General features: G+C 69.4%; 12 protein-coding genes. 5 read left to right on the forward strand and 7 right to left on the reverse strand.

What is annotated here, in order from left to right; all coding sequences use genetic code 11:
* Positions 1-16: 16 nt before the first annotated feature.
* The 4 genes from QUC20_RS06590 to QUC20_RS06605 all read right to left on the reverse strand — a co-directional run bounded on the left by QUC20_RS06590 (position 17) and on the right by QUC20_RS06605 (position 5,242).
* On the reverse strand, positions 17-2,161 hold the full coding sequence (locus tag QUC20_RS06590; protein ID WP_289331291.1) for a 3-hydroxyacyl-CoA dehydrogenase NAD-binding domain-containing protein: 2,145 nt from the start codon (positions 2,159-2,161) through the stop codon (positions 17-19).
* A gap of 11 nt (positions 2,162-2,172) precedes the next feature.
* Positions 2,173-3,390, reverse strand: coding sequence for a thiolase family protein (locus tag QUC20_RS06595; RefSeq protein ID WP_120262853.1), 1,218 nt, complete (start codon positions 3,388-3,390; stop codon positions 2,173-2,175).
* A gap of 72 nt (positions 3,391-3,462) precedes the next feature.
* On the reverse strand, positions 3,463-4,659 hold the full coding sequence (locus tag QUC20_RS06600) for a ribonuclease D (RefSeq protein ID WP_120262852.1): 1,197 nt from the start codon (positions 4,657-4,659) through the stop codon (positions 3,463-3,465).
* Positions 4,652-5,242 (reverse strand): DUF3000 domain-containing protein, encoded by a 591-nt coding sequence (locus tag QUC20_RS06605; RefSeq protein ID WP_120262851.1) that lies wholly within the window; start codon positions 5,240-5,242, stop codon positions 4,652-4,654. The genes QUC20_RS06600 and QUC20_RS06605 overlap by 8 nt, the downstream gene beginning before the upstream one ends.
* Before the next feature lie 25 nt (positions 5,243-5,267).
* Here QUC20_RS06605 and QUC20_RS06610 point away from each other — a divergent pair, with 25 nt between their 5' ends.
* Entirely contained in the window at positions 5,268-6,488 is a 1,221-nt protein-coding gene (locus tag QUC20_RS06610; RefSeq protein ID WP_289331292.1) for an alpha/beta hydrolase family protein, read from the forward strand.
* Here QUC20_RS06610 and QUC20_RS06615 read toward each other — a convergent pair.
* Positions 6,442-7,149 carry a dihydrofolate reductase family protein gene (locus QUC20_RS06615; protein ID WP_259455195.1) on the reverse strand — a complete coding sequence of 236 codons (708 nt, stop codon included), beginning with the start codon at positions 7,147-7,149 and terminating at the stop codon, positions 6,442-6,444. The two genes, QUC20_RS06610 and QUC20_RS06615, sit on opposite strands and share 47 nt — an antisense overlap.
* 33 nt (positions 7,150-7,182) lie before the next feature.
* On the opposite strand from QUC20_RS06615, the gene zapE reads away from it, so the two are divergent.
* From zapE to QUC20_RS06635, 4 genes are all read left to right on the forward strand, one after another.
* Positions 7,183-8,211 carry a cell division protein ZapE gene (gene zapE, locus QUC20_RS06620; RefSeq protein ID WP_120262849.1) on the forward strand — a complete coding sequence of 343 codons (1,029 nt, stop codon included), beginning with the start codon at positions 7,183-7,185 and terminating at the stop codon, positions 8,209-8,211.
* 165 nt (positions 8,212-8,376) lie between these two features.
* Positions 8,377-9,645, forward strand: a complete 1,269-nt coding sequence (locus QUC20_RS06625; RefSeq protein WP_120262848.1) for an ammonium transporter — start codon at positions 8,377-8,379, stop codon at positions 9,643-9,645.
* A gap of 394 nt (positions 9,646-10,039) precedes the next feature.
* Positions 10,040-10,435, forward strand: a complete 396-nt coding sequence (locus tag QUC20_RS06630; protein ID WP_289331293.1) for a type II toxin-antitoxin system PemK/MazF family toxin — start codon at positions 10,040-10,042, stop codon at positions 10,433-10,435.
* A gap of 141 nt (positions 10,436-10,576) precedes the next feature.
* Positions 10,577-11,311 (forward strand): VIT1/CCC1 transporter family protein, encoded by a 735-nt coding sequence (locus tag QUC20_RS06635; protein WP_120262846.1) that lies wholly within the window; start codon positions 10,577-10,579, stop codon positions 11,309-11,311.
* Between the two features lie 58 nt (positions 11,312-11,369).
* On the opposite strand, the gene QUC20_RS06640 is transcribed toward QUC20_RS06635, so the two are convergent.
* Positions 11,370-12,566, reverse strand: coding sequence for an MFS transporter (locus tag QUC20_RS06640; protein WP_289331294.1), 1,197 nt, complete (start codon positions 12,564-12,566; stop codon positions 11,370-11,372).
* The gene (locus tag QUC20_RS06645; protein ID WP_289331295.1) at positions 12,563-12,898 is read right to left on the reverse strand and encodes an ArsR/SmtB family transcription factor; all 336 of its coding nucleotides are present in this window, start codon (positions 12,896-12,898) and stop codon (positions 12,563-12,565) included. Before QUC20_RS06645 ends, QUC20_RS06640 begins: the two co-directional genes overlap by 4 nt.
* Positions 12,899-12,969: the final 71 nt, after the last annotated feature.

The raw sequence follows: 12,969 nt of genomic DNA on the forward strand, positions 1-12,969 counted from the left end.
CGATCAGCGCCGGGTGTCAGCGGTGCGCGATCCCGCGGATGGGCGGGTGGTGGAACGTGTCGCCGAAAGCCCTCTCGGAGGCCCCCTCGCGGTCGAGGTACGGCGAGGCCCCGCCGTCGATGAACGGCCAACCCGCGCCGAGGATCAGGCACAGGTCGATGTCCTCGACCTCGGGGACGACGCCCTCGTCGAGCATGAGATTGATCTCCTGCGCCAAGCCGTCCTGTACGCGCTGGAGGATCGTATCTGCTCCGACCGGCGATGTACCCGTCGCCTTCTTCGCCACCTTCTCCGCGGCCTTGGTGAAGCCGGTGACGCGCCCGCCCTTGTCCTTCTCGACGACCTCGGGAAGCTCGGCGAGCTGGTGGAAGTTCTCGTTCGCGTAGAAGCGCTCGGGGAACGCGGAGGTCATGGTGTCCTGCACGTGCGCGGCGACCTTCCAGCCGACGAGGTCGATGAGCTGGAACGGTCCCATCGGAAGACCGAGCGGCGCGAAGGCCCTCTCGACATCGGCGACGGGTGTGCCCTCGTAGACGGCCCGCGCAGCCTCGCCCATGACCTTGGCCAGCAGGCGGTTCACGACGAAGCCGGGCGCGTCCTTGGTCAGCACGGCGTTCTTGCCGAGACCCTTCGCGACGACGAAAGCGGTCGACAGAGCGGCATCCGTCGTCTGCGGCGTCTTCACGATCTCGATGAGCGGCATGACCGCGACCGGATTGAAGAAGTGGAAGCCCACGAGGCGCTCGGGATGGGCGAGCTTGGCGCCGATCTCCTCGACCGACAGCGACGACGTGTTCGTCGCGAGGATCGCGTCGTCGGCGACGATCTTCTCGATCTCGCCGAACACCTGCTGCTTGACCCCGACCTCCTCGAACACGGCCTCGATGACGAAGTCGCAGTCGGCGTACTCGGTCTTGTCGACGGTGCCGTGGACGAGCGAGCGGAGCTTGCCTGCGGTGTCGGAGTCGATGCGTCCCTTGGCCTCGAGCTTTCCGATCTCCTCGTGGATGTAGGCGAGTCCCTTGTCGACTCGCGCCTGGTCGAGGTCGGTGATCAGCACGGGTACCTGGAGCTTCCGGACGAACAGCAGCGCGAACTGGCTGGCCATGAGACCGGCGCCGATGACGCCGACCTTCGTCACCTTCTTCGCGAGCGCCTTGTCGGGTGCACCGACGGGCCGCTTCGCCCGCTTCTGCACGAGATCGAAGGCGTACATCGACGCGGCGAACTGGTCGCCGGAGATCAGTTCGGCGAGAGCGTGGTCCTCGCGCGCGAAACCTTCGTCGCGCGAGCCGCTGCGCGCCTTCTCGAGCAGCTCGAGGGCCAGGTAGGGCGCCTTCGGCACGGTGCCGATCTTCGACTCGAGCATTCCGCGGGCGACCTTGATGGCGATGGGCCATTTGGTCAGTCGCTCGAGCTTGCCGGGTTCGTTCTTCCGCGTCACCGAGACAGTGCCCGACAGCACGCGGTCGGCCCACGCGAGAGAGTCCTCGAGGTAGCTCACCGCCGGGAAGATCGCGTCCATGATGCCGAGATCGAACGCCTGCTGCGGCTTCAGCACGCGGTTCTGCTTGAGCGGATTGCTGATGACCACCTCGAGCGCGTTCTCGATGCCGATGAGGTTCGGCAGCAGGTAGGCGCCTCCCCAGCCGGGGATCAGGCCGAGGAAGACCTCGGGCAGGGCGATCGCTGCGGCCGAGGCATCCACCGTCCGGTAGGTGCTGTTGAGCGCGATTTCGAGGCCGCCGCCGAGCGCCAGTCCGTTGACGAACGCGAAGGAGGGCACGCCCAGTTTCGACAGACGCCCGAGCACCTGGTGCCCGCGCTGCGCGACGAGCTTCGCGATCTCCTTCGAGGGCAGTCGCGAGACGTCGGACAGGTCGGCTCCCGCAGCGAGGATGTACTGCTTGCCGGTGATGCCGACCGCATCGATCTCGCCCGCCGCTGCGCGGGAGGCGAGTGCGTCGAGCACCCCGCCCAGCTCGGCGAGCGTCGCCGGGCCCAGGGTGTTCGGGCGGGTGTGGTCTCGGCCGTTGTCGAGAGTGATGAGCGCGAGCGTGCGGCCCGAGGCGAGTCGGACGTCGCGCACCAGCGAGTGAGTGACGACCTCGTCGCCGGTGAGGGCGTCGAGGGGCGAGAAGTCGATGTCGTCGTAGGTCATGTCGGCGCGCCTCACTTCTTCGCGGTCTTCTTCTTGCCGGTGTAGTGGGGGTTCTCCCAGATCACCGATCCACCCTGGCCGAGGCCGACGCACATCGCGGTGAGGCCGTAGCGCACGTCGGGACGCTCCGCGAACTGGGCGGCGAGCTGGATCATCAGACGCACACCGGATGCCGCCAACGGGTGACCGACCGCGATCGCACCGCCCCACGGGTTGACCCGCGGATCGTCGTCGTCGATGCCGAAGTGGTCCAGCAGCGAGAGGACCTGCACCGCGAACGCCTCGTTGAGCTCGAACAGCCCGATGTCATCGATCGTCAGCCCAGCTTTTGCGAGCGCCTTCTCCGTCGAGGGGATCGGACCGATACCCATCACCTCGGGCTGGACGCCGGCGAAGCCGAACGACACCATCCGCATCTTCGGGGTGAGCCCGAGCTCCTTGACCGCGCGTGATCCGGCGAGAAGGCTGATGGTCGCGCCGTCGGTCAGGGGAGACGAGGTACCTGCCGTCACACGGCCGTGCGGCCGGAACGGCGTCTTGAGCTGCGCGAGGCCTTCCATGGTGGTCTCGGGCCGGCGCCCCTCGTCTTCGGTAGCGAGGCCCCACGCGCCGTCGGCGGACTTGACCGCGACGGGAACGAGGTCGGGCTGGAGTTTGCCGGCGTCGTATGCCGCCTGTGCCTTCTGCTGGCTGCGCATGCCGAAGCGGTCGGCCCGCTCCTTGGTGAGCACCGGGAAGCGATCGTGCAGACGCTCGGCGGTGATGCCCATGTTCAGCGCATCGGCGCTGACGAGCTTCTCGGTGAGGAACCGAGGATTGGGATCGGTGTCGCCCCCGCCGAGCGGGTGGCGGCCCATGTGCTCGACGCCGCCCGCGAGGGCGAGGTCGTACATGCCGATACCGATCGAGCCGGCCATCGTGGTGACGCTTGTCATCGCGCCTGCGCACATGCGGTCGATCGCGAAGCCCGGCACGCTCTGCGGGAGCCCGGCGAGGATCGCCGCGGTCCGGCCGAGGGTCAACCCCTGGTCGCCTTGCTGGGTCGTCGCCGCGATCGCGACATCGTCGATCCGGTCGAGCGGCAGGTCGGGGTTGCGTTCGATCACGCCCCGAATCGCTTTGACGACGAGGTCGTCCGCTCGGGTGTTCCAGTACATGCCCTTCTCGCCGGCGCGCCCGAACGGGGTGCGCATGCCGTCGATGAAGTAGACGTCCGAGATCTCGGCCACTTTGCCTCCAGAAGATGGGATCGAGTCCAGCCTAAGGACCCGAGGAAGCCGGGAAAATCGGTTGGGTCGAACCTACGAAGCACTCGAGGGCGGCGCGGCATCCCCGTTCACGGAATCCACAAAGGCTTGAGCGATCAGCTGTGCGGTCTGCTCAATCTGCCACCGGCGCGCTCCGAGCTCGGCGAGGGCATCGCCGACGGTCTCGGGTGAGATCTCGGCGGGCGGCGCCCATGCGACGCGGCGCAGCAGCTCCGGGGTGAGCAGGTTCTCCGTCGGCATCGACAACTCTTCCGCGCGCTGCTCGATCAGCGGTTTCGCCGCCTTCAAGCGGGCGTCGGCCGGAGGGTTGCGATCGACCCATGCGCGGGGCGGCGGCAGGCCGTCGCCGGGCAGGCGGTCGGGTGGCAGCGACTGCTCGGCGCGTCCCGCCTCGAAAGCAGCCCACCACCGGTCGAGCTGCGAGCGGCTCGCGCGGCCGGTGAAGTCCTTGACCTTCGCCAGGTCCTGTTTCGTCTTCGGGTCGGCCGCGAGCGCCGCGACGAGCGCGCGATCGGGGACGAGCCGGCCGGGAGCGATGTCCTGTTCGCGGGCATACTCCTCGCGGGCGGTCCACAGTGCGCGGGCGACCGCGAGTGCGCGGCGGCCCCGGATGGTGTGGAGGCCGCTGAGGCGGCGCCACGGGTCCTCACGCGGCGGTTTCACCGGCCGATCGAGGACCGCTTGGAACTCCTGTGCGGCGAAGTCGACCTTGCCCTGCGCCTCGAGCTCCAGGGCGAGCGCGTCGCGGACGTCGACGAGGTGCTCGACGTCGAGCGCCGCGTATTCGAGCCACGACTGCGGCAGCGGGCGTGTCGACCAGTCTGCGGCGGAGTGAGCTTTGGCGAGGACGATGCCCAGCGTGTCCTCGACGACGGCGCCGAGCCCGACGCGCGCGTGCCCGAGCAGGCGTGCGGCGAGCTCGGTGTCGAAGATCGACTTCGGATCGAGCCCGGCCTCGCGAAGCGACGGAAGGTCCTGGCTCGCAGCGTGCAGCACCCACTCGACGTCGCCGATCGCGGCCTGGAGGGGTGCGAACGTCGAGATCGCGGGTGGATCGAACAGGTGCACGCCGGCGCCGCGGCGGAAGACCTGGATGAGATAGGCGCGTTGCGAGTATCGGAAGCCCGACGCCCGCTCGACATCCACGGCGACGGGGCCGTCGCCGGCCGCGAGCAGTTCCGCGGCGCGTTCGAGTCCGGCGTCATCGGCGATGACGGTGTATTCAGCCACGGTTCCCCCGGCGTGCTCCGAAGACGGCGACGCCTTCCGACCCCGGAGGCAGGCCGGCCAGCATGCAGGTCAGTTCCGCCCAGGCGTCGATATGGGCGGTGATGTCGCCGACGGGGCTCCACGAGGCGCGCAGTTCGATCTGTGCACCGTCACCCTCCTCGGCGAGGCTTCCGAAACCGCGCGAGAGAGTCTTCGTCGCGGTTCCGGAGACGGAATGGAACGAGGCGCCGCGGTGGTCGAGCGCATCGATGAGCCACGACCAGGCGACCTCAGCCAGGAGCGGGTCGACGCCGATCTCGGGCTCGAGCGGTGCCTGGGCGAACGCGACGATGCGCCACGGGCCACCCCAGGCGTCGGGTTCGTCCTCGTCGTGGAGGACGACGATCCGCCCGGTGCCGTACGGGGAGTCGACGGCATGCTCTTCGGGCCGCACATCACCCGCCAGCGCGAGGGATTCCGGCGCGAGTCCGGTCGGCGCGGGGATCTCGCGCACGACGAGGTCGTCGCGGAAGGTCATCGTCAGCACCGCCTCGCGAGCGATGACGAATGCCGTCGCGTCGGCGGGAGGACGGGAATCGGCCACGTCGACAGACTAGAGTGAGGCCTCGATGATGGGTTCCAGGCGCGCCGGGGCTGCGGGCGCATCTCCCGCAGCAGCCGCCGCCGCGAAGACGACGATCGCGGCACTCGCCGGAGCCCTCGGAATCTCGTTGGCAGCGCTCGGAACGGTGTCGATGCGGGTCGCCCGCAAGGTCGTGACTCCCGCCGGCCGTGTGCCCGACACCGATCTCCTGGCCGTGGATGTGGCCGCTCAGACCCTCACGCTTTCGCGGAACGCCGACACCGAGCTGCCCGGACGCTACGGGCTCTTCACGACGGGGACAGCGTCCTACGTCAAGGTCGGCGCGGTGCTGGCTCAGGACGAGACCTCGGTCAAGCGCAAGCTGCTGACCGAGATCGGAACGGATGACCGGCTCTCGGGTGCTGCCGCGTTCAGCGGCTGGTACTACTCCGATCCCGCCGAGCTGCATCTGCCCTATCGATCCGAGCTCGTCGGATCGCCGCTCGGGCCCTGCCCGGCCTGGTTCTTCCCCGCCGCCGACGCGTCGGGTGAGCCGAGCGACACCTGGGTCATCCAGATCCACGGACGTGGCACCACTCGGGCGGAGACGCTCCGCGCGGTCCCGGTGTTCCACGCCGCCGGCGTCTCGTCGCTGCTGGTGTCGTACCGGAACGACGGTGAGGCACCGCGCAGCCGATCAGGAACATACATGCTCGGCGCGACCGAATGGCGCGACGTGGATGCGGCGATCGGGGCGGCCCGTCGCCGTGGTGCGCGGCGGATCTTCCTCATGGGATGGTCGATGGGAGGCGCGATCGCGCTCCAGGTCGCTCTGAACTCGGCCCACCGCGACATCATCGCCGGGGTCGTGCTCGAATCGCCGGCGATCGACTGGCGCATCGTGCTCGACTACCAGGCGCAGCTGCTGCGCATCCCCGGCCCCGTCGCGACCACCGCCGTCCGGGCACTCGACAGCGCGTGGGGCTCGCGGGTCGTCGGACTGAACACGCCGATCCCGTTCGACCGGCTCGACGTCGTCGCACGTGCGCGCGAGCTGCGGCATCCGATCCTCATCCTCCACAGCGACGACGACGGCTTCGTTCCCGCGGATGCGTCGTACCAGCTGGCCGAGGCGCGTCCCGACCTCGTCGAGCTGGAGATCTTCCAGACCGCCCGCCACACGAAGCTGTGGAACTACGACCCTGCGCGGTGGACCACGGTCATCCGCGAATGGCTCGGGCGTCGACGCTCAGCCGCAGATAGCTGAAGCCCGCAGCATCCATCAGCGCACCCGTGACCCGCGTCGACACGTCCGTCGACACGGGAAGGACGGGATGCCGCACCGGCCCGATCCGCGGCGCGATGGTCAAGCAGATCTCGTCGATGACACCCGCGGTGAGGAACTGCGCGGCGATCGTCGGGCCGCCTTCGCAGACGACCCGCTGCCATCCACGCGACGACAGCGCATCGATCACTCGGGCGGGCGAGAGGTCCGGACCGGGACCGGCCGTGATGACCGAGACACCGGCGGGCGCATCGGCGACCACGCCGTCGGGGACGACCAGCACCACCCGGTCGGCGTCGGCGCCCGCGAGGCGGTGCCCGTCGAGTCGACCCGACCGAGAGACGATCGCGAGAGCCGCGGTGCGCGGGACGACATAACCCTCGGCGCGGACGCTCTCAGCCCCCACCACCACGACGTCGGCATCGCGGCGGATGATCCCGAGGATGCTGCGGTCGGTCGGGCTCGTGATGGTGTCGCTCGTCCCATCGCCCCCGGAGGCCGACCCGGTGAGGGTGGTGACCATGTTCAGGCGGACGTAGCCGCCCGGCGCTCGCCGGTAGCGTCGAGCGAGCCAGGCTCGTCCGACATCCGTGGTGGAATCGGCGCTCTCACCTGTTTCCGGAAGCATCTCGCTCACACGCACGGCGTCATCCTTTCACGCGGTTAGGGTTGATCCGTGACGAGCACATCCGCCGGAATCCTGCGCCTCAGCGACCGTCGTCCCGAGGTGAGCGGCACCGAGATGCTCGCCGCCCTCGTGCCGCCGCCGCAGTTCGATGCGGCGACATTCGACTCCTACCGGGCCGACCCGCAGTACCCGTCGCAGCAGGAGGCGAAGGACCTGCTCGAGACCTTCGCCGGCGGCGGTGCGCCCGTCGCACGCGGGGGGCTCTTCCGCCGCGCGAAGAAGGCGCCGGAGACGAAGCCCGGCGTGTATCTCGACGGCGGATTCGGTGTCGGCAAGACCCACCTGCTCGCCGCGATCTATCACGCGATGCCGGCTCGCCGGAAGTACTTCGGTTCGTTCATCGAGTACACCGCGCTCGTCGGAGCCGTGGGCTACCAGAACACCGTCCAGCTGCTGCGGGGGGCCGACCTGCTCTGCATCGACGAGTTCGAGCTCGACGACCCGGGCGACACGATGGTCATGACGCGGCTCCTCGGCGAACTCGTCGCGTCGGGCACGCGTCTGGCAGCGACCTCGAACACTCCGCCGAACGCGCTGGGCGAGGGGCGTTTCGCGGCCCAGGACTTCCTGCGCGAGATCCATGCGATGTCGGCGAGCTTCCAGACGATCCGGATCGACGGCACCGACTACCGGCAGCGTGCCGTGGACGGGCACGCGGTCGCGCTGGCCCCCGAACAGTACGAGTCCGAGATCGCGGATGCTGCCGCCTCCGGCCTCGTCTCGGACGATGCCTTCTCCGACGTCATCGCGCACCTCGCGACCGTGCACCCGTCGCGCTACATCCGTCTCGTCGACGCCATCTCGACGATCGGGCTGCGCGACGTCACGCAGCTGACGGACCAGTCGGCGGCGCTGCGCTTCGTCGCGTTCGTCGACCGCGCCTATGACGCGCAGATCCCGATCCGGGCGACCGGCCGGCCTCTCGACGAGGTCTTCGGCGACGAGATGCTCGGCGGCGGATACCGCAAGAAATACCTGCGCGCCATCTCGCGCCTGGTGGCTCTCACCCATTCCTGAGCACTCGTCGAGGGTTCGCGCGGCCCGCGGAAACCTGATGTTTACCGGGGGAGCGGTCGCGTAACCGATCGGAAACACGACTGCGCCGTCTGGGGAAACTGGCGGCCTCGACACTGAGGGGACCCGACGCTACACCTGCGTCCCTGCAGAGAGGTTCCCTTCGAGATGGATCAAGGCAACACCGCATTCATACTCATCGCGGCCGCATTCGTCCTGCTGATGACGCCAGGACTCGCATTCTTCTACGGCGGTCTCGTCAAGGCCAAGAGCGTCATCAGCATGATGATGATGAGCTTCGGCGCACTCGGCCTGATCGGCGTCCTCTGGGTGCTCTTCGGGTACGCCATCGCCTTCCCCGGCGCTGAGGGGACCGTCGCCCCCTGGTCGATCGACTGGAGCGCCATCGGTCTGAGCAGCCTGCTCGAGACGCCCGACGACGCCGCCTTCCCGCCCATGGCCTTCGTGTGCTTCCAGGCCACCTTCGCGATCCTCACCGTCGCGCTCGTCTCCGGCGCCATCGCCGACCGTGCCAAGTTCGGCGCGTGGATGCTGTTCGCCGGCGTCTGGGCGACGATCGTCTACTTCCCGGTCGCGAGCTGGGTCTTCAACTTCGGCCTCGCCGACGACGGCTCGTTCGAGTACGGCGGCTGGATCACCAAGGGTCTGCAGGACGTCTTCGGCGTCGGCGCGATCGACTTCGCCGGCGGAACGGCCGTGCACATCAACGCCGGTGCCGCCGCTCTCGCCCTGGCCCTGGTGCTCGGCAAGCGCGTCGGCTTCCAGAAGGGCGTCCACGTTCCCCACAACCCGCCGTTCGTCCTGCTCGGTGCCGGTCTGCTGTGGTTCGGCTGGTTCGGCTTCAACGCCGGCTCCGAGCTCGCCGCCGACGGCACGGCCGCGCTCGCGTTCATCAACACGATCGCCGCTCCGGCCGCAGCCCTGCTGGCCTGGCTCCTCGTCGAGAAGATCAAGGACGGCAAGCCCACGTCCGTCGGCGCCGCTTCGGGTGCCGTCGCCGGCCTCGTCGCGATCACCCCGGCCTGCGCCTCCGTCGACCCGATCTGGGCCATCCTGCTCGGCCTCATCGCCGGTGCCGCCTGCGCCCTCGCGATCGAGCTGAAGTACAAGCTCGGTTTCGACGACTCGCTCGACGTCGTCGGCATCCACCTCGTCGGTGGTCTCATCGGCACGCTGTACCTCGGCTTCTTCGCCAACGGCACCGGCCTGTTCATGGGTGGCGACGCGAGCCAGCTGATCGTTCAGGCGATCGCCGCTCTCGCGGTTCTCGTCTACTCCTTCGTGCTGGCCTTCATCATCGGCTTCGCGATCGAGAAGACCATCGGCTTCCGTGTGAAGAACGAGGACGAGATCGCCGGCATCGACACCGTCATGCACGGTGAGGTCGGCTACACCCTCTCCGACGCGAAGGTCTGATCAGGCCTCGCATCTCAGCCCGGGCGGGGCATCGCGGAGTGATTCGCGGTGCCCCGCCTCGCGTGTGCCCGAGGTGGGGGCCGTGTGCGTCGCTGCGGCGTTCCGTGCTGCGGCGTTCAGTTGGCAGGCGACGCCGCTTCGCGTGGGGTGAACGGGCGTCAGCTGCCAGGTGAGCCGTTAGGGGAAACGGGACGGCCCGCCCCAGGCGCTGGGTTAGTTTGGGCGCATGGGTGTGCTTTCACGAGTGTGGGATCTGCTGCGTCCGCGCCGGACGGCGGATGGTTCATCCCGCCCTACCGGAACGCGGCCCCGCGCGAGCACCGGCACGCCGCCCCGCGGCGGCGGGCGCCCTGCGTCGCGCGAAGCGGCCGGGACTGCGGCATCCGTCATCGAGGTGGCTCTGCCCGATGCTCGCGGCCTGCGTCTGGCTTACGAGCCCCGACCGGGCACTGACCCCGATCCCGGTGAGATCGTCTGGGCGTGGGTGCCGTACGCGGAAGATGCCGCGCGCGGCAAGGACCGACCGCTGCTGGTGCTCGCGCACGCCGAGGGTGACCGGAGCTGGGCGATGAAGCTCACGAGCAAGCCGCACGACGGGGAACGCGACCACATCCCGCTCGGCACGGGGGACTGGGACCGCGAGCGACGTCCGTCGTGGCTCGACGTCGACCAGATCTATCTCGTGCCCACGAGCGGCATCCGCCGGACGGCCGGCGCGCTCGATCGCGCGACCTACCGCCGAGTCGCACAGTCTCTCTCCGAGCGCTACGGCTGGCGCGCCGCCGGCTGACGGCCCGCACCCGGGCGGCTGCGCCGAGAGCGCACCGTCGACGTGAGCACGTACCGCCCGGCGTGCGCTTTCGTGGCGAGAGTGCGTCCTCGTGCGGTTGGGGGCCTGCCGCGACCGGTGTCCGGGTGGTTTCATGACGTCATGAGTGGATCGGTATCGGGAGCGCCGGGGGCGCACGCGGGGGAGCCTCACGGGGCGTCGATGTCGGGGCGGCTGAACTGGTTGCGGGCCGGTGTCCTCGGCGCGAACGACGGCATCGTGTCGACCGCGGCCCTCGTCGTGGGTGTCGCGGGCGCGACATCGGAGACCGCCCCGATCTTCGCGGCGGGTATCGCGGGTCTCGTGGGCGGCGCGATCTCCATGGCGCTCGGAGAGTACGTCTCGGTCAGCAGCCAGAGCGACAGTCAACGCGCCATGATCGCCAAGGAGCGCCGTGAGCTCGTCGAAGACCCTGCGGCCGAGCTCATCGAGCTCGCGGGCCTCTACGAGAGACGCGGCCTCTCTCCGGAGACCGCTCGCCGGGTGGCCGAGGAGCTGACCGAGCATGATGTGGTCGCCGCGCACCTCGAGGCGGAGCTCGGGCTGACCGAGGACGAGGTCGTCAGCCCCCTGGCCGCCGCCGGTGCCAGCGCGCTGGCGTTCACCATCGGTGCGCTGCTGCCGCTTCTCGCGATCCTCCTGCCGCCCGCCGACATCCGGGTTCCCGTCACGTTCGCGGCCGTCCTCATCGCCCTCGCTCTGACGGGCTACCTGAGCGCCCGGCTCGGCGACAGCCCCCCGCTCCGCCCCATGGTGAGGATCGTGGTCGGCGGCGCGCTCGCACTGATCGCGACGTTCACCGTGGGCTCTCTGTTGGGCGTATCCGGCGCCGTTTGAGCTGGCCCGCGGGGGTCTCGTCGTCGAGCACGCACGCGCGCCGCGAGCACGCACTGGCTCAGGTGTACGTTCGCGGTGAGGGTGCGTTGTCGGCGAGCCGTTCCGGCCGGAAAGCGCGAATCTGGCGGGTCCAGGCGGCGAGTGTTGCGGCGAGAGCGAGTGCCAGGACGGCGGGGATGCCGGCGGCCGCGGCGAGATCGGCTGCGTCGACGCCTGCGGCGAGCAGCGCGCCTCCGAGTGCCGAGCCCGCGGACGCACCGAGATACATCGCGGCCATCTGGAACGCGATGATCGGCATCGCCTGATCGGATCGGTCTTTGGTGAGCGCCTGCTGGAGTGTGGGCACCGATGCCCATCCCGCGGCGCCCCAGACCGCTGCGGCAGGAATCCATGCAACGGGGGAATCGGCGAGCCACAACGTCGCGAAGCTCGCGATCAGCAGTGTCGGCAGGACGATGAGGAACGGCCGGGGCCCGAACCTGTCGAGCGGTCGACCGATCACCGCCGATCCGGCTACCCCGCCGATGCCCCATGCCCACACGAGCGCGAAGCCCCACTCGGCCAGGCCGCCGGCCTCGGCCATCGGCATCAGGTAGGTGTACAGGCCCAGGCTGGCCGTCCCGAGGAGGAATGCCGCTGTGATCCCCACCGCGATGCGTCGAGAACGGAGAACGCGGAAGGCCCCGCCGCCCGCCGCGGTGACCAGCCCGGGCAATCGGCGCGCGCGAGCTGCGAGCGCGACCATGCCGAGCACCCCGATGGCAACGACGAGGCCCATCGTCCATCGCCATCCCGCGCTCTGTCCGATGACCATCCCGAGGGGCACTCCTGCGACGGTGCCGGTCGACAGCCCGAAGGTCACCATCGACATTGCCCGCCCGCGGTCGTGTTTCTCGACCATCGCGGCGGCGGTCGCTGTGGCGATGGCGGTGAGAACACCTGCTCCGGCGCCGGCGACGACGCGGGAGGCGAGGAACACCTCGATTCCCGGTGCCAGCGCGGTCGCGAGATTCCCCGCGTTGAAGATTCCCAGTGCCCACAGGAGGGCTCGGGCGGCACCACGGCGTGCGAGAGGGCTCGACAGCAGTGGCCCCGCGACGGCATACGCGGCTGTGAAGGTCGCGACGCCCAGCCCGATCGCCGCGACGGTCGTCTGAAGCGACGTGGCGATCTGCGGAAGCACGCCGGCGAGGACATATGCATCGACGCCGAGCGCGACAGCGGCGACGACGAGGGGCCAGACGCGGCGGATCACGCCTCCGCCTCAGAGCCAAGGTCTTCGCCGTACGCGGCGAGAACGCTGTCGAGCAGCCCGGGGAAGCGGTACTGCAGGTCGCCGTCGCGAAGCCGGATGAGGCACTTGCGCCCCTGAGCGCGGACGAACACGACACCGGACTCGCGAAGCAGGCTGGTGTGATGCGTGAGGGTCGAACGGGGGAGATCGGGGCCGAGCTCGATGCTGTCGACCTCGCCCCGTTCAGCGAGAATCCGCACCATGTCGAGCCGGAGCGGCTCGCTCAACGCGAAGAGCACGCGGGGGATCGCGATGTCGTCGGTGTCGGGGTGTTCGTAGGTGCGCGGAGACATGCTCGCCCTCCAACTGTTCGAGATCTGTCGAACGATCATCATTCGATAAATCTCGCACGTTTGCAATCCCG

Source organism: Microbacterium arborescens (assembly GCF_030369635.1).
In the GTDB taxonomy this organism is placed as follows: domain Bacteria; phylum Actinomycetota; class Actinomycetes; order Actinomycetales; family Microbacteriaceae; genus Microbacterium.

Coding starts and splice junctions, on each gene's coding strand:
- QUC20_RS06625 (WP_120262848.1), top strand. CDS start 8,377: ATGGATCAAGGCAACACCGCATTCATACTCATCGCGGCCGCATTCGTC.
- QUC20_RS06610 (WP_289331292.1), top strand. CDS start 5,268: ATGATGGGTTCCAGGCGCGCCGGGGCTGCGGGCGCATCTCCCGCAGCA.
- QUC20_RS06645 (WP_289331295.1), bottom strand. CDS start 12,898: ATGTCTCCGCGCACCTACGAACACCCCGACACCGACGACATCGCGATC.
- QUC20_RS06635 (WP_120262846.1), top strand. CDS start 10,577: ATGAGTGGATCGGTATCGGGAGCGCCGGGGGCGCACGCGGGGGAGCCT.
- QUC20_RS06590 (WP_289331291.1), bottom strand. CDS start 2,161: ATGACCTACGACGACATCGACTTCTCGCCCCTCGACGCCCTCACCGGC.